This is a genomic window from Marinobacter confluentis, assembly GCF_004785685.1.
GTDB classification, from domain to species: domain Bacteria; phylum Pseudomonadota; class Gammaproteobacteria; order Pseudomonadales; family Oleiphilaceae; genus Marinobacter; species Marinobacter confluentis.
The window spans coordinates 79392-102516 of record NZ_SRPF01000004.1; the positions used below are offsets into that span (position 1 = coordinate 79392).

21 protein-coding genes are annotated in these 23125 nt (G+C 57.7%); 13 read left to right on the forward strand and 8 right to left on the reverse strand.

All coding sequences use genetic code 11. The features are described 5' to 3' along the window. The first annotated feature begins 10 nt into the window (after positions 1–10). From E5Q11_RS13455 to E5Q11_RS13480, 6 genes are all read left to right on the forward strand, one after another. Positions 11–766: a 5-oxoprolinase subunit PxpA gene (locus tag E5Q11_RS13455; RefSeq protein WP_135803967.1), complete on the forward strand. Its 756-nt coding sequence runs from the start codon at positions 11–13 to the stop codon at positions 764–766. Then, entirely contained in the window at positions 763–1494 is a 732-nt protein-coding gene (gene pxpB / locus E5Q11_RS13460) for a 5-oxoprolinase subunit PxpB (protein ID WP_135803968.1), read from the forward strand. Before E5Q11_RS13455 ends, pxpB begins: the two co-directional genes overlap by 4 nt. Continuing rightward, the gene (locus E5Q11_RS13465; protein WP_135803969.1) at positions 1494–2465 is read left to right on the forward strand and encodes a 5-oxoprolinase subunit C family protein; all 972 of its coding nucleotides are present in this window, start codon (positions 1494–1496) and stop codon (positions 2463–2465) included. The genes pxpB and E5Q11_RS13465 overlap by 1 nt, the downstream gene beginning before the upstream one ends. Positions 2466–2611: 146 nt before the next feature. Further along, positions 2612–3952: a cache domain-containing protein gene (locus E5Q11_RS13470; RefSeq protein ID WP_135803970.1), complete on the forward strand. Its 1341-nt coding sequence runs from the start codon at positions 2612–2614 to the stop codon at positions 3950–3952. 44 nt (positions 3953–3996) lie between these two features. Continuing rightward, positions 3997–5868, forward strand: coding sequence for a methyl-accepting chemotaxis protein (locus E5Q11_RS13475; protein WP_135803971.1), 1872 nt, complete (start codon positions 3997–3999; stop codon positions 5866–5868). 468 nt (positions 5869–6336) lie between these two features. Beyond that, positions 6337–7491 (forward strand): DcaP family trimeric outer membrane transporter, encoded by a 1155-nt coding sequence (locus E5Q11_RS13480; RefSeq protein WP_135803972.1) that lies wholly within the window; start codon positions 6337–6339, stop codon positions 7489–7491. Positions 7492–7618: 127 nt separating this feature from the next. Here E5Q11_RS13480 and E5Q11_RS13485 read toward each other — a convergent pair whose 3' ends face one another. Beyond that, positions 7619–8227 carry a c-type cytochrome gene (locus tag E5Q11_RS13485; RefSeq protein ID WP_135803973.1) on the reverse strand — a complete coding sequence of 203 codons (609 nt, stop codon included), beginning with the start codon at positions 8225–8227 and terminating at the stop codon, positions 7619–7621. Between the two features lie 172 nt (positions 8228–8399). On the opposite strand from E5Q11_RS13485, the gene yihA reads away from it, so the two are divergent. Further along, complete coding sequence (gene yihA, locus E5Q11_RS13490; protein WP_135803974.1) at positions 8400–9035, forward strand: ribosome biogenesis GTP-binding protein YihA/YsxC; 636 nt, start codon at positions 8400–8402, stop codon at positions 9033–9035. Positions 9036–9191: 156 nt separating this feature from the next. Here yihA and E5Q11_RS13495 read toward each other — a convergent pair whose 3' ends face one another. Next, the gene (locus tag E5Q11_RS13495) at positions 9192–9881 is read right to left on the reverse strand and encodes a TetR/AcrR family transcriptional regulator (protein ID WP_135803975.1); all 690 of its coding nucleotides are present in this window, start codon (positions 9879–9881) and stop codon (positions 9192–9194) included. Between the two features lie 106 nt (positions 9882–9987). Between E5Q11_RS13495 and E5Q11_RS13500 the strand changes: the two genes are divergently transcribed. Beyond that, positions 9988–11433, forward strand: a complete 1446-nt coding sequence (locus tag E5Q11_RS13500; protein WP_135803976.1) for a coniferyl aldehyde dehydrogenase — start codon at positions 9988–9990, stop codon at positions 11431–11433. A 127-nt stretch (positions 11434–11560) separates the two neighbouring features. Next, positions 11561–12049: a pantetheine-phosphate adenylyltransferase gene (coaD, locus tag E5Q11_RS13505; protein WP_135803977.1), complete on the forward strand. Its 489-nt coding sequence runs from the start codon at positions 11561–11563 to the stop codon at positions 12047–12049. Positions 12050–12079: 30 nt separating this feature from the next. Here the strand turns inward: coaD and E5Q11_RS13510 are convergent, their stop codons facing one another. From E5Q11_RS13510 to E5Q11_RS13530, 5 genes are all read right to left on the reverse strand, one after another. After that, a complete protein-coding gene (locus tag E5Q11_RS13510) occupies positions 12080–13375 on the reverse strand; it encodes a DUF945 family protein (RefSeq protein WP_225314905.1) in 1296 nt (431 codons plus the stop codon). Positions 13376–13406: 31 nt separating this feature from the next. Next, positions 13407–15563 (reverse strand): polyphosphate kinase 1, encoded by a 2157-nt coding sequence (ppk1, locus tag E5Q11_RS13515; protein WP_135803978.1) that lies wholly within the window; start codon positions 15561–15563, stop codon positions 13407–13409. Between the two features lie 18 nt (positions 15564–15581). Next, positions 15582–16610 (reverse strand): porphobilinogen synthase, encoded by a 1029-nt coding sequence (gene hemB, locus E5Q11_RS13520; RefSeq protein WP_135803979.1) that lies wholly within the window; start codon positions 16608–16610, stop codon positions 15582–15584. Between the two features lie 82 nt (positions 16611–16692). Continuing rightward, positions 16693–17733 (reverse strand): lipase secretion chaperone, encoded by a 1041-nt coding sequence (locus E5Q11_RS13525; RefSeq protein ID WP_135803980.1) that lies wholly within the window; start codon positions 17731–17733, stop codon positions 16693–16695. A gap of 120 nt (positions 17734–17853) precedes the next feature. Next, positions 17854–18075: a hypothetical protein gene (locus tag E5Q11_RS13530; protein WP_135803981.1), complete on the reverse strand. Its 222-nt coding sequence runs from the start codon at positions 18073–18075 to the stop codon at positions 17854–17856. 252 nt (positions 18076–18327) lie between these two features. Here E5Q11_RS13530 and E5Q11_RS13535 point away from each other — a divergent pair, with 252 nt between their 5' ends. The 4 genes from E5Q11_RS13535 to panP all read left to right on the forward strand — a co-directional run bounded on the left by E5Q11_RS13535 (position 18328) and on the right by panP (position 22835). Beyond that, positions 18328–18960 (forward strand): TetR/AcrR family transcriptional regulator, encoded by a 633-nt coding sequence (locus tag E5Q11_RS13535; RefSeq protein ID WP_135803982.1) that lies wholly within the window; start codon positions 18328–18330, stop codon positions 18958–18960. A 2-nt stretch (positions 18961–18962) separates the two neighbouring features. Next, positions 18963–20666, forward strand: coding sequence for an isovaleryl-CoA dehydrogenase (locus E5Q11_RS13540; RefSeq protein ID WP_135803983.1), 1704 nt, complete (start codon positions 18963–18965; stop codon positions 20664–20666). Positions 20667–20699: 33 nt separating this feature from the next. Next, complete coding sequence (locus tag E5Q11_RS13545; RefSeq protein ID WP_135803984.1) at positions 20700–21038, forward strand: DUF503 domain-containing protein; 339 nt, start codon at positions 20700–20702, stop codon at positions 21036–21038. A gap of 150 nt (positions 21039–21188) precedes the next feature. Then, positions 21189–22835 carry a pyridoxal-dependent aspartate 1-decarboxylase PanP gene (gene panP / locus E5Q11_RS13550; protein WP_135803985.1) on the forward strand — a complete coding sequence of 549 codons (1647 nt, stop codon included), beginning with the start codon at positions 21189–21191 and terminating at the stop codon, positions 22833–22835. Here the strand turns inward: panP and E5Q11_RS13555 are convergent. Further along, positions 22829–23095 carry a hypothetical protein gene (locus tag E5Q11_RS13555; protein ID WP_135803986.1) on the reverse strand — a complete coding sequence of 89 codons (267 nt, stop codon included), beginning with the start codon at positions 23093–23095 and terminating at the stop codon, positions 22829–22831. The genes panP and E5Q11_RS13555 overlap by 7 nt on opposite strands. Between the last annotated feature and the right edge of the window lie 30 nt (positions 23096–23125).

A 23125-nucleotide genomic window follows, 5' to 3' on the forward strand; every position in this document is an offset into this window, starting at 1 on the left:
GGGAGTCACCATGAAACCTGTAAAGTTGAATGCTGATATCGGCGAAAGCTTCGGCGCCTGGAAGATGGGGCTGGACCATGAAATCATGCCCTACATCGACATGGCCAATATCGCTTGCGGCTTCCATGCATCCGATCCAGACACCATGCGCCAGACGATTCAGTTGGCGGTGCATTACCGGGTGCGCATTGGCGCCCACCCCGCCTACCCTGACCTGGTGGGTTTCGGACGCCGCTCCATGGCCTGCTCCGCCAGCGAGATTGAAAACATGGTGCTATACCAGATTGGCGCCCTGGATGGACTGTGCCGGGCCGAGGGTGCCCGGGTGAGCTACGTCAAACCCCATGGAGCGCTCTATAACGACATGGTAGCCAACCCTGAAATATTTTCCGCCGTGGCCAGGGCGGTCAAGGCTTACAACCCGGACCTGCCACTGATGACTCTGGCGACCCGGGAAACCGCAGGTATTCAGCAACAGGCCAGCGAGCACGGTATTTCCCTCCTGTTTGAGGCATTCGCCGACCGGGCCTACGACCAGGACGGCAAACTGGTCAAGCGCTCCCTGCCCGGTGCCGTGCATCACGACACGGCCCTGATCATCGACCAGGCAACCCGGATCTCTGAAGGTCGGCCACTGACGGCGTCCGACGGCAGCGAATTGTTCCTGCAGGCCGACACCCTGTGCGTTCACGGCGACAACGAGGAATCTATCGCAGCGGTCCGGCGGATACGCGAAGTGCTTGCATCCACAGGACGCACCGTATGAACGTCGGTGTCTTACCAAGGCTCGAACCGGCCGGAATCGACGGTTACATGGTGCGCCTGTTTGACACCATCGACGAAGACAACCTGGCCTGGCTTTCTGCTCTGAGCAGGGACTGTGAAACCGCTTTCGGTCAGGCGCTGGTGGATCTGGTGCCGTCCTACACCACCCTCCTCGTCATCTTTGATCCGCTGCAGATCAGCGCCTGGCAGGCGCGGATCCGGTTATCCGAGTTACTGGCTCGGCTGACGCCCGATCCTGCCCTTGCCGGCGGCAAACTGCACGACGTTGCTACCTGGTACCACCCGGAGGTGGGTCCAGACCTGGCCCGGGTTGCAGAGCTGTCGTCCCTGACCGAGGAGGCAGTTATCAAGGCCCACAGCGAAAGGGAATACCGGGTGTTTGCCCTGGGATTCTCCCCGGGATTCGCGTTCATGGGCCTGCTGGACAGCAGCCTTACCTGTCCACGGCTGGACACGCCTCGCTCCAGGGTGCCCCGGGGCAGTGTGGCCATCGCCGGTCAGCAGACCGCGGTCTATCCAACCGTCACTCCGGGCGGCTGGAATCTGATCGGGCGTACCGCGGCACGTCTGTTTGACCGGGATCGGGACGGCTTCAGCCTGATGAAAGTGGGGGACCGGGTCCGGTTTGTCGCCGTCGACCGCAACACCTTTGAGAGCGAAGGCGGCGACCCGACACCGGTTTCACCCACCACGAAGGAGACTCGTTGATGGCTAATCGCGCAATGGTCGGCTTTCGGGTCATGCGGGCAGGCCCGCTGGCTCTGCTTCAGGATGCTGGCCGGTTTGGCACTCGCCATATCGGGGTGACCCAGGGCGGCCCGGCGGATATGCACGCATGGGCATGGGCCAACCAACTGGCCGGTAATCAATGGGGTACGCCGGTGCTGGAAGTGACCCTTGGCGGCCTGGAACTTGAGGCCGAGCGCGACCTGACCATTGCCGTAACCGGTGCGGATCTGACTGCGCGGCATCAGAACCAGCCACTGCCATTGTGGCGCCGGGTCCGGATTGCTGCAGGCGAGCGGGTGTCGTTTGGCGCCCCGGCTGCTGGTGTTCGCGCCTACCTTGCGGTGTCCGGTGGCTTCAAGGCCGAGCCGGTGCTGGGCAGTGTTGCCTGCGTGGTTCGCGAACAACTGGGTGGATTCGACGGCCATGGCCGGAAACTCGAGGAGGGCGACCAGCTTACCCTCTCCTCAGCGGAAGGCTTTAGCCCTCATGCGGCAGAAGCCGAAGCACCGGTCCCTGAAAAACCGGATTATTCTGCCCCGCTCACTCTGGACCTGCTACCCGGGGCGCAGATTGCAGATTTCACCGGAAAAAGCCTGTTCGATGCTTTTAATGCGAGCTGGCAGGTGGACCAGCGGGCTGACCGCATGGGCGTTCGCCTGAGCGGCCCGGCTCTGCGATGCAATATCACATCCATGGTGTCCGAGGGCATTTCCATGGGGGCCGTACAGGTGCCGCCGGACGGCCAACCTATCGCGTTGCTCAATGACCGCCAGACCATCGGCGGCTACCCGCGCCTTGGCAACCTTACCGCGCTTTCGGCCTCAAGGCTGAGCCAGTGCCAACCCGGACACCAGGTCCGTTTACGCCCGATCGGTTTTGAAGCTGCGCTGCGGGAGCACCGGCAGTTCATGGGCAATTTCTCCTTTCTACCATCCTCAAACAATATTTAAGCAGCAATGATCAATATATGAGACGAATAAATAATTTCAGGGTGTTATTTTAAAAAAGCAAAACCATAAAATTAATATAACAGCTCGCCATATCATGCCTAGGGCATTAACTGCTGTTGTCCTGAAATTAATTAATAGGCTTGAGTATGAAAAACCTTACATTCAAAACAAAAATACTTATCCTCTCCCTGCTTCCACTTCTCACCGTTAGCCTGTTAATCATATATATAGCAAGTTACCAGGCCAATGAACTCGGCAGTAAAAATATCGATAGCTTCTCCAGTACCATATTCGAACTTCGCCGATCAGAAATAAAGCACTATACCGACATCGCCAAAAGTGCCCTGGATTATTATGGTAGCGCCGAATTTGATGACCAGCTTTCCCCGCAGGAGACCGCCAAACAGCTAATGCGGAATGTGAGGTACGGGGAAGACGGCTATTTCTTCGTTTACGACAACTACACAACACTGGTGAATCCGTCCGCCCCTGTCCTGGAGGGCAGAAACCAGAGAACCATGGAGGACCCGAACGGCGTCCGGCTCATTGAAGATCTGTATGAGCAGGCAATGTCCGGCGGAGGTTTTACCAACTACGCGTGGCTGAAACCGTCGCGCGGTCGCGTGGTGGATAAAATCAGCTATGCCGATCAACTCGAAAACTGGGACTGGTGGGTCGGCACCGGGCTTTATGTTGACGACCTGGAGGACTCCATAGCGGCCATTAGGAGCTCGGTGGATGAGAACATCGCAACTACTGTGCAAATAATTTCAAGCCTGGCGTTCGGCGCCGTTGCGCTTGCCGGACTGGTCGGGGCCCGGCTGACTTTGTCCGAAGGCAATCTTGCCGATGCCCGACTGAAAGACCTGTCTCACCGGATAGTGGGGGAGCAGGAGGAAGAGCGCAGAAGGGTCGCTCTTGCGTTGCAGGAAAATATTCTGCGCCCTGTAAACCTTGTCAAGAATCAACTGAAATCCTCCACAGACCATGCCGGAGAGGAATTCCGAACGGCCCTGTCAGCCATCAACAAGACCATTGAAGAGGTTTATCGCATTTCGGGCGAACTGCGCCCTGAGTCACTGGACGAAAAAGGACTGACCGCTGCTATTGAAGAACTCGCGAATCAGGCCTCTTCCGAGAGCGACATCAAATTCTCCTTCATGAAATCTGCGGACTCTGAGCGGCTCGAGCCCGAACTTGAAATAGCCGTCTACCGGATTGCCCAGGAAGCCATAAAGAACGTGATCAATCACTCGAAAGCCGGGAAATCACGGGTAAGACTCCGTCTGGAACGGAGAATGCTGACACTGACGGTCCAGGACAACGGCGTTGGTTTTGATGCCAGAGCATTTGTTCAAAATGGCACCATCATGGGCGCCGGGCTCGTCGATATGCGTGTGCGAGCGGAGTCTCAGGGTGGTCGCCTGACCGTTTTCTCATCCAATGGCACCGGAACCATCGTGAAAGCAGAAATTCCATTTAGCTGAACACAAAAGCCAGAGGCTGGGAGACTGCAACAGTGATTCCTTTCATGTCATGGAAGCGCAAGCTTCAGGTGCTGGTCGTTGTTACATTTCTTGGTCTGCTCCTTCTGACCATTTCCGCCCTGCAGGGCGTGGACGAAGTCACCGACTCCTTCAAGGCCCGAGGTGAAGCCACGGTCTATGAACGAACGTCGCTTGCACTGCTTTTGCAATGGCTAAAGATTGAAAGTGCCAGCGCAGGCCTTCAAGCAAATGAGCTGGAGCAATACCGAGGACAGCTGACAGAACTGATATCGATTTCCACACAACTGGTTCAAATGTCGGGTGAGCTTGAGGGCTCAGCCATAGAGGCATCTGCCGGTAATATTCAGGAACACGCCAAAAATTACAGGTCACTGAGGAATGAGTGGCTGGCTCTGAACCAAAAGCTGGGGCTGAGTAATGATGACGGCCTCAGAGCGCGGTTGGCCGAGATCATCAATGATGACCTGCGTAATATAGGCCTGTCTATCATGGATGATGATATTAATCAGGCCATCGCCGGACTTCAGCAGATGCTGGCCAATCAGGGGAGTGATGCATCCAGTGCTGTATTCGAAGCCATTGACAGCATGCGCGCGCTTGTCGAGAAAATGGGCTGGGAAGACAACAGCATTGGTGAGGCTGTTCTCAACTTCAGTTCAACGATTACTCTCACCAACGAGCTCCTGCAACAGATCAAGGCAATCGAAACCAGGCTGGGCAGAACCGGCGCCAGCCTTGAAGCCGCTATTGAAAACCAGAACCAGAACCTTCATTCAGGCCTGATCGCCGAAACATCCCAGAGGGCCGCAAAAGCTCGTGAAGAGTCCATCTGGCGGGTTGCCGGCACGTCTACTCTGGTCATCACAGTGCTTGTGCTGACACTGATCTGGACATCCCGGACCCTGGTCCGCCGACTGACAGAAATCACCGGGTTATTATCACGGGTTGCAAAGGGCGACCTTAGCCACCGCCTGGAGACCGGCCAAAACCCACATGACGAATTCAATCAACTTGGCAGAGCCGCCAATCACATGATGGACGATGTGTCAGCTGTTATTCGTCAGGTCATTGAGGGAAACCGGGATCTTGACACCCTGCAGGGCGAGCTCCGGAATCTGATGAGCCGGATGACCCTGAACAGCGAACACGTTGAGATGCAGACGGAACAGACCGCATCCGCAGTTCAGGAAATCGCCCAGACCACGACCGACATTTCCAGCCGCACCGCAAACGTCAATCAATCCGCTCACGAGGCTGACGCATCGGCCTTGGCCGGCTCAAGGGTCATCAAAACCAGCGTCGACAACATGCATTCACTGTCACTGAAAATCGGGAAAGCCCACGAACAGGCTTCACTGCTGAGGGAGACTGGCACAAAAGTGAACCGGATTGTCGATGTGATTAACAGTCTTGCTGAACAGACCAATCTGCTGGCTCTGAATGCCGCGATTGAGGCGGCTCGTGCGGGGGAGGCCGGGCGTGGTTTTTCAGTAGTCGCCGAGGAAGTCCGTTCACTTGCCGAGAAAACCGTAGCCGCGACCAGCGGCGTTGCAGAGATCGTGGATTCCCTCAACAGGGAAACCAGGGACATATGCGAGCTTATGGAGCAGGGTCTTGACGAAGCATTGAGAAGCCAGGAAACCGCTGAGCAGGCTGGCGGCGCCATTGACGAAATAACCCGGTCAGTGGGGAAGCTGGCTTCCGAGCTGGATCAAGTCCTGGCATCAGTAAAAGGCATTTCCACGACAACCGAAGACATCGCCCATAAAGTGGAACAGATTCAGGTGTCCGCCATGGAAAGCCGAACCGTTCGGACTCAGCTTGAAAACCATACACTGAACCTGTCCAGCCAGGCCGCCACTTTGACCAACACTTCCAGCCGATTCCAGCTCTAAGCGCCAAGAAGACGGACAACAACCGACCTTTGCCCACCAAATATCAATAAATAGTAAGAGATGATCAAAATATAGTTAGCAGAAAATAATGGCCATCACTATTATTAATCAAAGATAAACAATAAATCCAAAAATAGACTCACTAAAACCAACACAACCGATTTAACGAACAGGCTCAAACCAGGGCGGCATTTTAGAGGAGCGTGGCCTTGCATGGGCCTTTTATACGGCAGTCGCATTTGAAAACCCGAACCATCTCCACATTTTCGTGGCTTGCCGTTTTTTTATTAAAGACTTGCGTCAACCTGACGCATGAAAATATTAAAACTAAATAAATTTATTTTTCTATAAACACCCACGCCATACTCAGGAGGATTTTTACATATATAAAAAATAAGAATCTGAACGCTCAACTCTGACACATCGTCAACACTTTTCGTTTCTGAATAAATTTGGGAGATCAGCACAATGAACAAAAACAGACTGAGAATCGCAATTCAATCCAGCACAGCGCTGGCCGTTTTCGCAATGGCAGGCCAGGCCGTGGCCATTGATCTTGATCCTGCTGACTACGATGCGACCCTTTACGGTTTTGCCCGAGTCGCCGCATCCTACGATCTGGATGAAAACATCTCGTCCGGGGGACAATCGGGCAGTCTCGGCGCCATCAACACCTCTGGCACTGACGGCGCTCAGGGCCACTTCGGTATGGACGCGAACACCAGCCGGCTCGGCGTATCGGTTATGTCCCCTGAAGGCGTAAAAACGGTTGTCGAGTTCGATTTTGATAACAACAACTCGCTGGTGCCGCGTCTTCGTTTGGCCTACGGCGAATACAAAGGTGTCATGATCGGCCAGAACTGGTCCAACTTCCTGAGCTTCCTGGGCAACTCATCGACTCTGGACTTTGACTCACTGCCAGGTACCGGCGGCACGGTAAACCGGGTCCCCCAGATCCGCTACACCACCGGCCCCCTGTCTTTCTCAATTGAAGAGACCTTGGGCAACCTGGTCAACAATGACCTTGGAGGTCCCAGCAGTACCTCCCAGAGCACTCCGGCATTCACCGCAAGACTGCAGGATTCCGCGGGCGGCCTGTCCTACGCGACAGCGGTCATGGCCAAGCAGATCACCGTCGATGACGGAACCACTGACGATTCGGCCATGGGCTATGGCGCCTTCGTTTCGGGCCGCCTTGCGGTAACCGACATGCTGACCCTGAAAGCTGCCATCAACTACACCGACGGCGCGGCCGCCTACATTTACCGCAACGGTAGCAACGGCTTCTTCGGGCTGGACGCCTACACCAAGGACGCGTCGGGCGATCTGGAAACCGTTGAAACCGTTGGCGGAACTCTTGGCGTGGCGATGAATCTCGGCGGTGGCCGTTCGGTCAATCTCGGATATGGCGTGGCGCAACAGGATCTGGACGATGCCGCAGATGCCGGCGCTGGTGTCGGGGGCGACAGCGAGATGAATTCGATGCTGGCAGCCAACTATCAGTGGTCACCCGTGGCGAACGTGAAAATGGGCGTTGAGGTGGCGCATCTGGAGCGCGAGAACCAGGACGGCTCCGACGGCGAAGCCAACCGTGTGATGTTCCTGGCACAATACAACTTCTAAGCGTTCTGGCAACGTCGCCAAAAAAAACCCGCCCCGTGGCTGACTCCTATCGAATGCCGGACTGTTCAGGCAAACGAATGAAAGTCACCCACGGGGCGGGTTTTTAGTTACGGCCGGTTGAGGCCTATCAGTTCAGGCCAGACACGTAACTGGCAACTGCCTTTATTTCCTGATCGGTCAGCTTGGCCGCAACATCCATCATGATGGACGCATTCTGGCCGGCATCACGCTCGCCATCGCGGTATTCCGTTAGCTGCTTGGCCACATACTCGGCGTTCTGACCACTGAGACGGGGATAACCTGCCGCTTCGATACCCGACCCGTTCGGACTGTGGCAGCCCGCACAAGCGGGAACGCCTGACGCCATGTTGCCACCGCGATACAGCGCCCTGCCCTGATCAACCAGCTCCGGATCAGCTTGACCAATTGGCATCGACTGTTCATTAAAGTAGGCAGCAAGATCCTGCAGATCCTGGTCAGAGCTGTTGTCCAGCAGACCCGTCATGGATGCTATCATCCGATCCTGACTCTTGATCAACCTCAGTTGCTGGTGCAGATACTTCTCACCCAACCCGGACAGTTTGGGGTAATTCGCTGCAATGGGCTCGGCACCGCCAGCCCCGTGACAGCCCGCACACACCTGTGCGTTCGCTTCGCCTGCTTCAGGATCTCCTGCCCCGTGCGCCATCGCCGTGAGGCCAACACCGAGAACAACTCCTGCGATCAGTTTCTTCATGCTCGCTCCGCTTCTCTCATCCAAAAGTATTCTTCGTTATGCAGCCGGCAGGCACGGGTCGATTGACACAAACCGGGGCTGATGGCGGCCACCCAAGGCGTTCCGCCAGGAATTGGTGTAGCATTATACATTAATCCCTGACAACTGAAATCCAATAGGAAGCCCGATCTCCGTGACGTCTGACGCGACTGCCAAAAGCCTTTCATTCAATAGCGCCCGTTTCCTGATCAGCGCCTCCCGGCTGGAGGAATGTCCCCCTGATCACGGGGCGGAAGTGGCCTTCGCCGGCCGCTCGAATGCCGGTAAATCCAGCGCCATCAATACCATTACCACCAACGGCAAACTGGCGCGGACCAGTAAGACGCCGGGCCGCACCCGGCTGATCAACTTTTTCTCTCTGAACCGGGAAAACTGTCGCCTGGTCGATCTGCCCGGCTATGGCTATGCAAAGGTTTCCCGGGACATGAAGGACGACTGGCAGAAACACCTGGGCCACTACCTCAACGATCGTCGCTGCCTGCGTGGCCTTGTGCTGGTGATGGACATACGCCACCCCCTGACCGATTTTGACCAAATGATGGTGGAATGGTGCGAGCATAACAACCTGCCGCTGATGATTCTTTGCACAAGAGCCGACAAACTGAAATTCGGCCAGGCCAAAACCGCCATGATGGGCATTGCCAGGAAACTGGAAGATGTTCAGTGCCTGCAGCACCTGGTGATGTTTTCCGCGACGGCCAAAACCGGTCTGGACGAGACGAAAGACGCGCTCACCGCCTGGCTGGAAGAGGAACAGGCAATCCAATAGGAAATCCACAGGAAGAACCGACAAAAAGACGGCCTGCCAAATCGACAGGCCGCGAAACGTCAGGGTTTGCGACGTACTAAAACCTGAGTTACCTCAGTAAGCACTCTCGATAAGTGCCCTCAGGAAGGCGACAATAATGTCCGAATTACCGCCGCCCTATTTCTGCGACAGCACCCTGCCATCAAAGTTCCCCAGGGCGGCAGGCAGCTCCGGGCGGTATTTCTCACGCAGCTGCATGACCTGCTCACGGTATTCAGCGGTCAGGTAAGGAATTTCCAGAGTCAACACCTGGTAGATGCCCTGCTTGAGGTGGGTCAGGTTCAGGCTTCCATGGCCCTCGCTGGCATGAGCGGTTTTCAGATACGCCATCCAGTTGGTAATCACCAGCCAGACATTCAGCGACATGGCAAATCGCAGCTCTTCAGGCTGCGGCTCAATAATGCCTGCGTCGGCAAGCTTCTCGAAAATCCGGCTGATGGCCGCCAGACAACGTTCCGTGAACTCCCGATAGTCGGTACGCAGGCGCAGATCACTGTCCAGCAGGTACTCCAGATCCCGGTGGAAGAAACGGTAACTCCAGAGCCCGTCAAACACTGACTCGAGATAGAAGGTCAGGTCTTCGAGCGTAATCGGACGGTTCTCGGGAATATCCAGGTAGAAGTCCACCAGCTTTTCATATTCCAGAAAAATTTCGTAGATGATGTCTGACTTGTTGCGGAAGTGGTAATACAGATTGCCGGGCGAGATTGCCAGATGCGCCGCAATATGATTTGTGGTTACGTTCCGCTCCCCGCGCTCGTTAAAAAGCTCCAGGCTGGATAGCAGGATCTTGTCTCTGGTCTTCATAGGCTCAACGTTTACATCTGGTGCTGTGGGAGTTGGCTTGACTCACTAGAGTATATACTCTAATAATACCCGACAGTGCAAACCGCTCCCCAAGGAGAGAACAGTTATGGTTGCCACCGTTGTGCAGCTGACCGAGAGCAAGAAACAGATCCAGCAGAACCATCGCATTTTCGACGATCAGAAGAAGGCATTCCGCAACAATCCCATGCCGTCTCTGACCGAGCGACAGGAAAACCTGAAGCGCCTGAAGCGTGTGCTGCTTGCCAATCAGGACCGCCTGCTGGAGGCGATGGACCGAGATTTCAGTTGCCGCTCCCGCGACGAATCCCTGATTGCCGAAGTCATGCCATCGGTGCAGGGAATCAATTACACCCTGAAAAACCTGAATGGCTGGATGAAACCCTCCAAGCGCCACGTATCCATGCTGTTCCAGCCCGCCAGCAATCAGGTGCACTACCAGCCCAAGGGCGTGGTGGGCGTTATTGTGCCCTGGAACTATCCGCTGTACCTGGCGGTGGGCCCTCTGGTTGCGTCGCTGTCGGCGGGCAACCGCACCATGATCAAGATGTCGGAATTCACTCCCCACACCTCGGCCCTGTTCCGTGAACTGATTGAATCCACGTTTCCAGAAGACCTGGTCAGCGTGGTCAACGGTGAGGCAGACGTGGCGGCCGATTTCTCGGCTCTGCCCTTCGATCACCTGCTGTTCACCGGTTCAACCTCTGTGGGCAAGCTGGTGATGAAAGCAGCAGCTGAAAACCTGACACCGGTCACCCTGGAACTGGGCGGCAAATCCCCAGCCATTGTGGCATCCGATGTACCTATGGAAGACGCGGCCCAGCGTATCGGCTTTGGCAAGGCTCTGAACGCCGGCCAGACCTGCGTGGCGCCGGATTACGTGCTCTGCCCCGCGGACCGGGTGGATGCATTTGTGGACGAATTCCGCAAGCAGTTCACCGCCATGTATCCGACCCTGCGGGACAACGATGATTACACCGCCATCATCAACGAACGTCAGTACGATCGCCTGCAGAGCTATCTGGAAGACGCCCGCAGCAAGGGTGCCAATCTGATCGAGATCAACCCGGCCCAGGAAAACCTGAAAGACGGCACCCGCAAAATGCCCATTACCCTGGCGCTCAACACCACGCCGGACATGAAGCTGATGCAGGACGAGATCTTCGGCCCGATCCTGCCAATCATCACCTATGGCAACCTGGACGAGGCCATTCATTACATCAATGACCGCCCTCGACCGCTGGCGCTCTATTACTTCGGTTATGAGAAATCGCAGCAGGATTACGTCACCACTAACACCCACTCTGGCGGCATGTGCATCAACGACGCGCTGATGCACGTTGCCCAGGACGACCTGCCGTTCGGCGGCGTGGGTGATTCGGGCATGGGCCACTATCATGGCAAGGAAGGCTTCCTGACCTTCTCGCACCAGCGGGCGATCTTCAGCAAGCAACGCTTCAACAGCGGCAAGTTCGTGTATGCGCCCCACGGAACGACCGCCCACAAGTTGATCTACAAGATGTTCATCCGATAACAGGCCGCAGGCAGCCCGGCCCGCCATTTTGGTGCGCGGGCAAGGCTGCTATGCTGTCGGTATCCGCTAGCGGATACCCGATTCATGATCGCCTGTCTATCACCACGGATCACCACGGAGCTTGCCAGTGGCAAAAGTCATCTACCCCGGCACCTTTGACCCTATTACCAACGGCCACACTGATCTGATCGAGCGCGCTGGCCGGCTATTCGATGAAGTGGTTGTCGCTATTGCCTATAACCCCAAGAAATCACCGCTACTGACACTCGATGAACGCTGTGAGCTGGTTGCCGCTGCCACGGCTCACCTGCCCAACGTCACGGTGACCGGCTTCAGTAACCTGCTGGCCGAGTTTGTAAAACAGCAGGGGGCATCGGTGATTCTGAGGGGGCTGAGAGCCGTCTCGGACTTCGAATACGAGTTCCAGCTTGCGGACATGAACCGGCGGCTGGCCCCCGAAGTGGAAAGTGTCTTTCTCACCCCTGCCAACCACCTGTCCTACATTTCTTCAACGCTGATACGGGAGATTGCCTCCCTGGGCGGGGACGTGTCGGAATTTGTCGATCCGGTAGTGGAAAAAGCATTAAAGCGAAAGTTCGCAGCCGGTCAGGTCTGAGGGTCCCGGATTCCGGAAACCCCGAAAAACTCAGAACAGCGGCGGCAAGGGCATCACGTTGCCGTTGATGTCCAGCGCCATATCTTCCAGTACGCCACTCAGAATCAGCCTGTCACCGTCCTGCACCACCATGCCCTGCTTGATCAGCGGCGACACCTGCATCGCCAGGGTCGGGTTCTGGTCTACCAGGGCCACCGGCATACTCAGGTCAAAGTTACCGGTCAAGCCCTGCATCACCATCATTGCCTGAGATTTCTCGTCATCAGACAGCTCCGGATGGCTGATCACCAGCTCGCCCTGTATCGGCCCCTGCGGTGTGCTCAGGTCAATCCTGGGGAATCCGAAACTGAAGCCCTCGGCTGCCAGTCCCATCACGGCTCCGCTGATCCGCTGGAAAGACTCCATCTGTTGCTGCATCGCCGCCTGCGGGTCAGCGCCTCCGGCGGATGTCGCCGCCGCCTGCTGCATTTCACCGATAGCGGCGGAGATTTCATCAAGGCTGGCGACATCAAGACCGTCAAAACGGACCTGGATTTCGTGGGGGCCAAACGCCTTGCCGCTGGCCTCAAGCATGTCCAGTCGAATGCTGGAATCACCGTTCATGCGTTTGCCGTCGTCAGTCACGTCGCTTTCACTGGTCATTGTCAGACCATCAAGCCTGACCGCAGGTTGATCCGGCACATCAATCTGCAGGCTTGCCAGGGTCATGTTGGCATCGCCAATCCAGACGTCCCCGGTGAGGAATTCCATCCGTTGGTCCATCTGGAAATCCGACACCGAGATCCGGGCGTCCGGTCCGGTCAGCGTCATGCCCGGCCAGCTCAGCTCCACGTCCAGCTCGGAGCCCGCGGAACCGATATCAGCACGGCCCTCGGCACGGGAAATTGCAAAAGTCTCGCCGCTTTCCTCGTCGGTCACGGCCACCTCGGGCACGATCATTTCCAGGGTCGCCGTGCCCCAGACCCGGGTTTCCAGGGTCAGGCGTGGCTGTTCATCCGGGAAGAACTTCTTGGCGCTTTCGCTCAGTTCCTCAGCGGTGGAAAAGTCCATCAGGCTGCCAGTAATGCCGTGGCTGACGTCCGCCTGGTAGTCAAAGGTGTGTTCTCCAGCGCTGTCCGGGCCTATAAAAGTAACCGAGCCTAGAACGCTTGAATTCATATAGCCCCGGTCGTATTCCCGGGTTTCCAGCCGCAGAAGCGCCTGGGAACTGTTGAATTCCGACTGCACGCCCTGCCATTGCTGTTCGGTGTAATAGCCGACACCCAAGGGCGCTGCGGCTGCCGCTCCCAGCACTACAACGCCGATAACTATCCATTGTGTTTTCAATTTCTATTCCTCTTAAACGCCTTGCTGTCCGTTATTGTGATGTTCCTGTCAGGCGCTCAAGCAGAACCAGTTGAGACGCCAGACGTTCTTCGCCTTCGGCGGGCTGATTCTGAACGTAACTGCCGTCTGACTGCAAGATCCAGGACTGGCAATTGTCCGCCAGGTAGGTATCCAGGTCCTCGCGCAGGCGCGCCGACAGCGCCGGATCCTCGATCGGGAAGGCGGTTTCCACCCGGTTCAGCAGGTTTCGTTCCATGCCGTCAGCACTGGAACAATACACGTCCGGGCGACCGTCATTGCCAAAGTAGTAAACCCGGGTATGTTCGAGAAAACGACCAATGATTGAACGGACCCGGATGTTATCGGACAACCCGGGTACTTCCGGGCGCAGGCAGCAGACCCCGCGAATGATCAGATCAATCTTGACCCCGGCTCTTGACGCCCGGTAAAGCGCCTTGATCAGTTCCCGCTCGGTCAGGGCGTTGAACTTGAAAATAATCCGGCCTTTGGCACCAAGTTCCGCTTCACGATCCACCAGGGCAAGCAGGCGGGTGTGGAGGGTAAAGGGCGAGTGGAACAGCTTCTTGATCTTCAGCGCCTTGCCCATGCCGGTCAGCTGCTGGAACAGCTTGTTGACATCGTCACTGATGGATTCGTCGCAGGTCATGAAGCTGTAGTCGGTGTACAGCCGGGCGTTGCCCGCATGATAGTTACCCGTGCCCAGGTGCACGTAGCGGCGCAGACGCCCTTCTTCCCGGCGCACAATCAGAATCATCTTAGCGTGGCATTTATACCCCACCACACCATAGACCACGATCACTCCGGCTTCCTGCAGGCGGCTGGCCAGTTCCAGGTTTTCCGCTTCGCTGAACCTCGCCCGCAATTCGATAATGGCGGTGACTTCCTTGCCGCGACGGGCGGCGTCCATCAAGGCCTCGACAATCTCCGAATCGGCACCGGTGCGATACAGGGTCTGGCGGATAGCCAGCACCTGGGCATCCTTGGCGGCCTGGCGCAACAGGTCCACCACCGGGCTGAAATTCTCGTAGGGGTGCAGTAACAGAAGCGGGCGCTTGCGAATCGCGTCGAACATCGAGTCCTTGCTGCGGATCACCCGGGGAATCGACGGCGAAAAGTTGGAATAGGTCAGGTCCGGACGATCGACCAGGCCGCCGACCGCCATCAGTCGGGTCAGGTTTACCGGCCCGTGTACCTTGTAGAGGTCCCGATCGGTGAGGCCGAATTCCCGCAGCAGGAAGTGCACCAGCTCTTCCGGGCAGTTGTCCGCCACCTCCAGCCTCACCCCGTCACCGAACCGGCGGCTGAGCAGCTCGCCACGCAGGGCAGAGGCCAGGTCTTCCAGGTCTTCTTCCAGCTCAAGGTCGGCGTTTCGGGTCAGGCGGAACTGATAGCAGCCCTTGACCTCCATGCCCGGGAACAGCTCCTCGGCATGGGCATGAATCATCGACGACAGAAACACCAGGTTTTCGCCACCGCTGCAGACTTCATCAGGCAGACGCACCAGGCGCGGCAGTGAGCGTGGCGCTGGCACTATGGCCATGCCGGTTTCCCGGCCAAAAGCGTCCTTGCCGTCCAGCTCAACAATGAAGTTAAGGCTTTTGTTGACCAGTCGCGGGAACGGGTGGGACGGGTCCAGCCCGATGGGGCTGACCACGGGCAGGATCTCGTCCTCAAAATAATGGCGAACCCAGTCTGCCTGTTCGGCGGTCCACTCCCGACGGCGGACAAAGTGAATATTCTCCCGCTCCATTTCCGGAATCAGCACGTTGTTCAGGATTTCGTACTGCTCATGGATGTATTCATGGGCCACCCGGCTGATCTCGCCAAGTACTTCCTCGGGCATCATGCCGTCAGACCCCAGGGTCTCGCGGCCATACTTGATCTGCTGGCGCAGGCCGGCCACCCGGATTTCAAAGAACTCATCCATGTTGCTGCTGAATATGCAGCAGAACATCAGCCGGTTAAGCAACGGGTGGGTGGTATCCAGCGCCTGCTTCAGCACCCGGTAATTGAACTGGAGCTGGCTCAGTTCGCGGTTGAAATAGTTTTCTGCCGCCGCGACATTGACGTCGTTATCAGGTTCCGGCAGTTCAACCGGAGCGGGCACACTCGGCGACCCTGTATGAGGCTCTACGGCGTTTTCCTGGTTCGCTGATTCCGTTGTCATTAACTGTTACTTCCTTTTTTAGCCCGGGTTTCCGGAAGAGGTTGCACGCAGCAGGCGCGCGGCCCTGACGGCAAAATAGGTCAGGATGGCATCGGCTCCGGCGCGACGCATGGCGGTCAGGCTTTCCATCATCACCGCATCGCCATCAAGCCAGCCGTTTTCCGCGGCGGCCATGTGCATGGCATATTCGCCGCTGACCTGGTAGACAAACGTGGGCACCTGCAGTTCCTGCTTTACCCGGCGCACTATGTCCAGGTACGGCATGCCCGGTTTGATCATCACCATGTCAGCACCTTCGGCGATATCCATTGCAACTTCATGAATGGCCTCATCGCTGTTGGCCGGATCCATCTGGTAGGTGGCCTTGTTACCTTTCCCCAGGTTACCGGCTGAACCCACGGCATCCCGGAAAGGCCCGTAATAACTGGACGCGTACTTGGCAGAATAGGCGAGAATCCGGGTATTCACATGGCCGGCATTTTCCAGCGCCTGCCGGATTGCGCCAACCCGGCCGTCCATCATGTCGGACGGTGCCACAACATCGGCGCCGGCCGCGGCGTGGGACAGGGCCTGGCGAACCAGGGCCTCGATGGTGCCATCGTTCAGCACATAGCCCTGCTCATCTATAATGCCGTCCTGGCCGTGGGTGGTGAACGGGTCCAGGGCCACATCGGTGATAACACCCAGTTCCGGAAAGCCCCGCTTCAGTGCCCTGACGGCCCGCTGGGCCAGCCCCTCCGGATCCCAGGCGCCAGAGCCGGACAGGTCCTTGCGCTCTGCAGGTACCACCGGAAACAGTGCGATGGCGGGAATGCCCAGCGACACCAGCTCTCCGGCCTGCTCCAGCAACAGGTCAATGCTCAGGCGTTCCACACCGGGCATGGACGCCACGGCTTCACGCTGGCCTTCGCCTTCAAGCACAAACACCGGGAAAATCAGGTTATCAACGCTCAGCCGATTTTCCCGGGTCATTCTGCGCGAAAAATCATCGGCCCGGTTTCGACGCAATCGGGTGCCTGGGTACTGACGGTTCACCGGTGAACTCACTCAACTTCTCCTCTGCGCTGGTGGTATCTCACCATCATACACGCCGAAGGCCCTCAGGGCAGGCCCGGCAGGCGCCGGCGCGCTACTGGATCGAATCCAGAGCTTCGGCCCGATACCTTTCCGGGCCTTCAAAAAATTGCTCACGCAGGTGTTTGATGGCAGCTTCCCGCTCCGGCCCGGCAAGCCCCAGCCGGTCCAGCTCGGCGCGCTTCTGCTGATAGGCCTGCCAGCGCTGATCCCATTCCCGCTGATCGGCCTCAACCCGGGCCAGCCTTTCTGCGGCCTCGGGGCCGAAGTTTGCCTCACGCCAGACCTGCAATGCACCGGGATCATTACTGAACTGCTGCTGCGCCTGCTGATAGTCGGAAAACCTGCGGGTCTGCTGTCGTGCTTCGCGAATTGGCTCGGGCAGCGCCTGTTCAGCCTGTTGCAATTGCTGCTGGCGAGCCTCATCGCCCAGGGATTCGTCAGCGTGTATCCGCATCCGCGCGAGCTGGAAGTCGTCAACGGCTTCCTCCACTGAAAAAAATGCATCGGCGGTTTCGCCGCCCAGCCATTGACGACGCAAAGACCGGATAGCAGACATCTGTTGCGCCATGGCTTCGGGATCCAGGCCTGCTGTGATTCCGGGCGCCGCCTCCAGCTCACCCAGTTCCAGCTTGTAATCCAGATAGTTGCCCAGAACCGCCATGGCTTCCGAGCGCGCCGGTTCCTGCAGTCGGTCCAGACTTCTGCGAATCCGTTCAACAAGCTGCGCCAGGGACTCCTCGCCCAGGGCCGCGAGGTAGTGCTCGAACAGCTGGCGCAGTTCCGGAGTCGGTATCAGCGAGCCACTGGCGTCCGTCTGGTCCCAGCCGGACGGCAGATCTGTGCCCTCCAGTGAGGCGGGCAGTGAAGCCGGAAGCTGTCCAGGAATATCGTCGCTGGCTGCGTCAAGCAGGCGTGAAGGATAGTCGCGAGCCGCCGTCCCAGTCGTGGTGCCAGAAGGGGCTGAGTCCTGCTGAGGCTCCAGCGGCGACAACGGCCGTTCGTTATCGCCGGGAAGCAGGAGAATCAGCCAGAGAGCAAGGGCAACGGCCAGACCGACCAGAACGACCGTTGCCAGTGTCAGGGTGCGGTTCATGGATACCTGCAGGATTGATATTCAGACGACTGGAGCCTCAGCATAGAACAGATCATTCCATTGCGCTGAGACCCGCGTCAGAACATCAGGCACCCGAACTGGCCCTTTTTCAGGGCGACTTCAGAGCGAGCGGTTGTTAAAGCCCAGTTCAACCTTTCTTGGCGCATCGCTTCTGAATGCTGTATCCACTTCCTCGATTCTGCCGCCCTGGCTCAGGAATGCCTCGATGTCCTGCTGCAGTTGGGCACGGATACGGGCACGGCCGGCAACAGAATGGGTATCTTCGGTATCAATGGACCAGTTTCCGGATTGCTCCAGATTGCCTTCGTCGAATTCACTCATGGGTCTCTCCCACAACGAAAACGGTGATCGGAGCGTTGTCCGCCCCACTCGACGGGAAGCCAGTTCTGGGCCCGTCTTGGCGTCTTTATAATGCGGTTTTGATGACCGCGCTATTTCTGTTTAAAGCCTTTTTTGTAATTTTTTGTAATTATTTTCATGGCTCTGTTTTTAAAGGATAAACTGAACATCGGAAACTGACATATTCGTTGACTGAAGAAATGAACAGTGGTTCACTACTTATAAGGACGCCGAATGGCCTATCGTGAAACTGAAAAGATGCGTAATCGTAAGGCTGAGGCCCGTAAGCGCATCATTGAGTGCACGCAGCAGCGCGTCGCTGAAGGCGGTTTCCGCAATGCCCCGATAACCGGCGTTGCCGAGTGCGCAGGCGTGGCCACAGGCACAATTTACCGGCACTTTGATTCCAAGGAAGATCTGTTCGCCGAGATTTTCCGGATCGCCACCCAGCGGGAGGTCGACAAGGTCGCCGAGGCGCTGCAGGGCGAAGGCAACGCGGTTGTCAGGCTCGAGCGGGCCCTTCGTCAGTTTGCCGTCAGGTCTCTGCGGGGCCCGACCATGGCCTGGTCGCTGATTGCCGAACCGGTGGACCCGAAAGTGGAAGAAGAGCGGCTGAGGTTCCGGCGCGCTTACGCAGAATTATTTGAACGTGCCATCGAAGAAGGCATCGCGGAAGGGAGTCTGCCGCAACAACAGGCCAACCAGAGCAGCACCTGCCTGGTGGGAGCCATCGCCGAAAGCCTGGTAGGCCCCCTATCACCATCTGTGGTCGATGCGGACTCTCTGGCCGGCAATAACGACAGTCATCCGCTGGTCGACTCCATCATCTGTTTTTGTATGCAGGGGCTGACTGGCAACCGGAGGTAAACATGACCGCCCCGCAGCCAGCGCCAGGCAATAAACTGACCCACCCGGGCGATGCAGCGGATCCGGCCAGCACCCACGAGGTGTTCAACCAGCCGCCGGCGCTGCAGAACTACAACCTGTTTGAGCAGGACATCGCCCTGAAAGAATCGGTCACCCGGGAAGGCGCCGCAGGTGCCGTGGCAGACCTAAAACGCTTTGGCGCCTGGACAGGTGCCGCCAGCTCGATCGAACTGGGGTTCCAGGCCAACGCCAACAAGCCTGCGTTCGACACCCACGACCGCTTTGGCCACCGTATTGATCAGGTCAACTTCCATCCCGCCTACCATCAGCTGATGGCAAAAGCCATGGAAGAGGGCCTGCACAGCAGCCCCTGGACCCACCCCGGCCAGGGCAGTCATGCGGCGCGAGCCGCCAAATACTACCTGCATTCCCAGGTTGAGGCGGCCCACTGCTGCCCCATCACCATGACCTTTGCCGCCATACCCTCAATTCGCAAACAGCCGGAACTGGCGGCGCTCTGGGAACAGAAAATCCTGGCCAACGCCTACGATCCCGCCAACCGCCCGGACAGCGAGAAGCAGTCGGTTACCATCGGCATGGCGATGACCGAGAAACAGGGTGGCAGCGATGTACGGGCCAACTCCACACGCGCCAGTGCCATTGGCGCGGAGGGCCCGGGCCAGGCCTACGAACTGGTCGGCCACAAATGGTTCGTGTCGGCTCCCATGTGTGATGCCTTTCTGATTCTGGCTCAGACCCGCAGTGGCCTGTCCTGCTTCCTGATGCCACGCTGGCGCCCGGATGGCAGCAAGAACCCCTGGCAGATCCAGCGGCTCAAGAACAAGATGGGCAATGTCGCCAACGCCTCCAGCGAAGTGGAAATACGGGGCGCTCTGGCCTGGATGGTGGGCGAAGAAGGCCGCGGCGTGCCCACCATCATCGAAATGGTCGCCATGACCCGGTTCGACTGCATGATTGGCAGTTCCGCCGGCATGCGCCAGGCCGTTGCCCAGGCAACTCATCATTGTCGCCATCGAAGCGCCTTTGGCCAGCGCCTGAACCAGCAGCCACTGATGCAGAACGTGCTGGCTGATCTGGCCCTGGAGAGCGAAGCTGCCCTGACGTTCACCATGCGAATCGCCCGTGCGCTGGACAACCAGCATCTCGAGCACGAGCGCCTGCTGGCCAGGCTGGCCACGCCGGTGGGCAAATACTGGATCTGTAAACGCACCCCCAACCACGCCTACGAAGCGATGGAATGCCTGGGCGGCAATGGCGTTATGGAGGACTGCATCATGCCACGGCTGTTGCGGGAATCGCCGGTGAATGCGATCTGGGAAGGCAGTGGCAATGTCCAGTGCCTGGATACTCTGCGGGCATTGCACAGAGAGCCCGACACCCTGGACGCCTTCTTCAGCGAAGCCGCCCTTGCCCGTGGCGGCGATCATCGCTTTGACCGGTTTCTGGCCCAGTTACAGAACGACTTTGCCGACATCAGCGACTTTGAATACCGGGCCCGCAACCTGGTCGACCGGTTGGCGCTGCTGATGCAGGCCTCATTGCTGCTGCGCCACTCTGACCCCGCCATGGCTGACGCCTTCTGCGCCTCCCGGCTGGAATACACCGGCGGGCTCAACTACGGCAACCTGCCCTCAGGGCTGGACACCACACGCATTATCGGCAGAGCCACTCCTGTAGTAGACTGAGCGCAAAGCACCGCCAAACACAGTGAATGTTTCATGTCTGATGCATTGCGAAAGCTGCTCGACAGCAGCGACAGTCACCCGGTAATCACCCCGCATGTCGGGGTGCTCACCCTTCACTTTCAGCTTTACGGCTGTGATGACCTGAAAGCAAAGCGCAAGGTATTTACCGCTCTGAAAGCGGTATGGGGCAAAGAACCCGATCTGGCCGTTGCTGAAACCGCAGACCAGGACGCCCTGGACTGCGCGACCTGGACCATCGCCGCACTGGGTGAATCCTCACGGCAGATCTCCGAGCGTCTGGACCAGGTCGAGAAAGCCATTGAAGAACGCATAGACGCCGCCATCCTGGACGTACATCGCGAAATCCTCTGAGCCAGAGCCTGCTGTAGCGTATGGCTGCACAGGGCCGTATACTACGAGCCCTCAGGGAACGCAGCGCCCAGGCCCGCCGGGCAACAACCGAAGTTTCCACAGGGCACCCGGGAAGGGCCTGTGGTCGACCACTGAAAGCGTGTGGCAGCTATGACTGGAAAGAAAAAGTCGGCCCAGGCCTCGATTGAAGCCATGCACCGGGTGTTTACGGTGCCTGAGGCCCCTGAATCAACCCTGAGCCGCATTGATCAGAATATTTCCCGCAACCTCGCCGGCTTCCTCCAGGAACATATTGTCGCGGTTGAGCGGGACCTGTCTGAAGTCGAAAAAGACTTCTCCGACTACGCCATTCCCGAGAAGCCCATTTTCGTGTCGGAGCAGGCACAGTTCCTTCTGGAAAAACTGGTTGCCAACTCGGTTCACACGGCTTCCCCCAGCTTTATCGGTCACATGACGTCAGCGCTGCCCTATTTTATGCTGCCGCTGTCCAAAATCATGATTGCCCTGAACCAGAACCTGGTGAAAACCGAGACCTCCAAGGCCTTCACGCCCATGGAACGCCAGGTACTGGGCATGATTCACCGGCTGGTCTACGAGCAGGACGGCGCCTTTTACCGTAAGTGGATGCACGACCCCCGCCATGCCCTGGGCGCCATGTGCTCCGGCGGCACGGTGGCCAACCTGACCGCGCTCTGGGTGGCCCGTAACAATGCGTTTCCGGCGGAAGGCAGTTTTCGCGGCATTCACCAGGAAGGCCTGTTCCGCGCCCTGCGTTACTACGGCTGTGAAGGCGCGGCCATTCTGGTATCCCGGCGCGGACACTATTCCCTGCGCAAAGCCGCGGATGTACTGGGGCTGGGGCGTGAATTCCTGGTGCCGGTGGATACCGATGACGATAACAAGATCCAGACCGACGCCCTGCGCGAAAAGTGCATCGAGCTCCATCGCCAGAAAATCCGGGTTATTGCCATCTGCGGCATTGCCGGCACCACCGAAACCGGCAACGTTGATCCTCTGGACGCCATGGCGGACATTGCCCGGGAGTTCGGCGCCCATTTCCATGTGGACGCTGCCTGGGGCGGGCCGACGCTGTTTTCGCGGACCCATCGCCATCTGATGCGGGGTATTGAAAAAGCGGACTCGGTCACCTTCGATGCCCACAAACAGCTTTACGTACCCATGGGCGCCGGGCTGGTGGTCTTCCGCGATCCGTCACTGGCCAGTGCCGTGGAGCATCACGCCCAGTACATCATCCGTAAAGGGTCCCGCGACCTCGGCAGCACCACTCTGGAAGGCTCACGCCCCGGCATGTCCATGCTGATCCAGTCAGGACTGAAAATACTGGCGCGGGAAGGCTATGAAATTCTGATTGATCAGGGGATCGACAAGGCCCGCACCTTTGCGGAGATGATCGATAACGAGCAGGATTTTGAGCTGGTTACCCAGCCGGAACTGAATATTCTGACCTACCGTTTCTGCCCGAAAAACGTGCAGGACGCCCTGGCAAGGGCGACGGCGGACCAGTCCGAGAAAATAAATACCTGCCTGAATCGCATCACCAAGTTCATTCAGAAAACCCAGCGGGAACGGGGCAAGGCATTTGTGTCACGGACAAGGCTGGAGCCGGCCCGGCACGATCATTTTCCGTGCATCGTGTTCCGGGTGGTGCTGGCCAACCCGCTAACCACCCGCGAGATTCTGGCGGACATTCTGGCTGAGCAGAGAGAGCTGGCCACCGAGCCAGAGATCCAGGACGAGATCAGCATTCTGCACCAGATGGCAGCCAGCCCTCAGTAGAGGGCCTCTTCGTCGTCCAGCACTTCATCCAGAATATCCAGAAACATGCGGTCTGCGTCGCTCCAGCTCTCCGGAATGCGGATATTGGTGTTAGCGCTGATTTCCCGGGCGATCAGTTCGTTGGCATTGGGCTGATCCCGGTATTTACGGGCAATCTCAACGGATTTAACGGCGATGGTCGGGTCACTCAGGACTTTCTTGATAAATACCCTGAGCTCGTCAATAACCCTGGCCTGACGGCTTTCTGAAGCTGAACTCATTCATTCATCCCCGGACAGACAAACATTTCG

Excerpts from the sequence above, each read along its gene's own strand:
- E5Q11_RS13530 (WP_135803981.1), bottom strand. The coding sequence starts at position 18,075 with ATGAGTGAATTCGACGAAGGCAATCTGGAGCAATCCGGAAACTGGTCC.
- E5Q11_RS13555 (WP_135803986.1), bottom strand. The coding sequence starts at position 23,095 with ATGAGTTCAGCTTCAGAAAGCCGTCAGGCCAGGGTTATTGACGAGCTC.
- E5Q11_RS13535 (WP_135803982.1), top strand. The coding sequence starts at position 18,328 with ATGGCCTATCGTGAAACTGAAAAGATGCGTAATCGTAAGGCTGAGGCC.
- E5Q11_RS13500 (WP_135803976.1), top strand. The coding sequence starts at position 9,988 with ATGGTTGCCACCGTTGTGCAGCTGACCGAGAGCAAGAAACAGATCCAG.
- E5Q11_RS13540 (WP_135803983.1), top strand. The coding sequence starts at position 18,963 with ATGACCGCCCCGCAGCCAGCGCCAGGCAATAAACTGACCCACCCGGGC.
- ppk1 (WP_135803978.1), bottom strand. The coding sequence starts at position 15,563 with ATGACAACGGAATCAGCGAACCAGGAAAACGCCGTAGAGCCTCATACA.
- E5Q11_RS13525 (WP_135803980.1), bottom strand. The coding sequence starts at position 17,733 with ATGAACCGCACCCTGACACTGGCAACGGTCGTTCTGGTCGGTCTGGCC.
- E5Q11_RS13480 (WP_135803972.1), top strand. The coding sequence starts at position 6,337 with ATGAACAAAAACAGACTGAGAATCGCAATTCAATCCAGCACAGCGCTG.
- E5Q11_RS13475 (WP_135803971.1), top strand. The coding sequence starts at position 3,997 with ATGTCATGGAAGCGCAAGCTTCAGGTGCTGGTCGTTGTTACATTTCTT.
- panP (WP_135803985.1), top strand. The coding sequence starts at position 21,189 with ATGACTGGAAAGAAAAAGTCGGCCCAGGCCTCGATTGAAGCCATGCAC.
- E5Q11_RS13455 (WP_135803967.1), top strand. The coding sequence starts at position 11 with ATGAAACCTGTAAAGTTGAATGCTGATATCGGCGAAAGCTTCGGCGCC.
- E5Q11_RS13470 (WP_135803970.1), top strand. The coding sequence starts at position 2,612 with ATGAAAAACCTTACATTCAAAACAAAAATACTTATCCTCTCCCTGCTT.
- E5Q11_RS13545 (WP_135803984.1), top strand. The coding sequence starts at position 20,700 with ATGTCTGATGCATTGCGAAAGCTGCTCGACAGCAGCGACAGTCACCCG.
- pxpB (WP_135803968.1), top strand. The coding sequence starts at position 763 with ATGAACGTCGGTGTCTTACCAAGGCTCGAACCGGCCGGAATCGACGGT.
- E5Q11_RS13485 (WP_135803973.1), bottom strand. The coding sequence starts at position 8,227 with ATGAAGAAACTGATCGCAGGAGTTGTTCTCGGTGTTGGCCTCACGGCG.
- E5Q11_RS13465 (WP_135803969.1), top strand. The coding sequence starts at position 1,494 with ATGGCTAATCGCGCAATGGTCGGCTTTCGGGTCATGCGGGCAGGCCCG.
- E5Q11_RS13495 (WP_135803975.1), bottom strand. The coding sequence starts at position 9,881 with ATGAAGACCAGAGACAAGATCCTGCTATCCAGCCTGGAGCTTTTTAAC.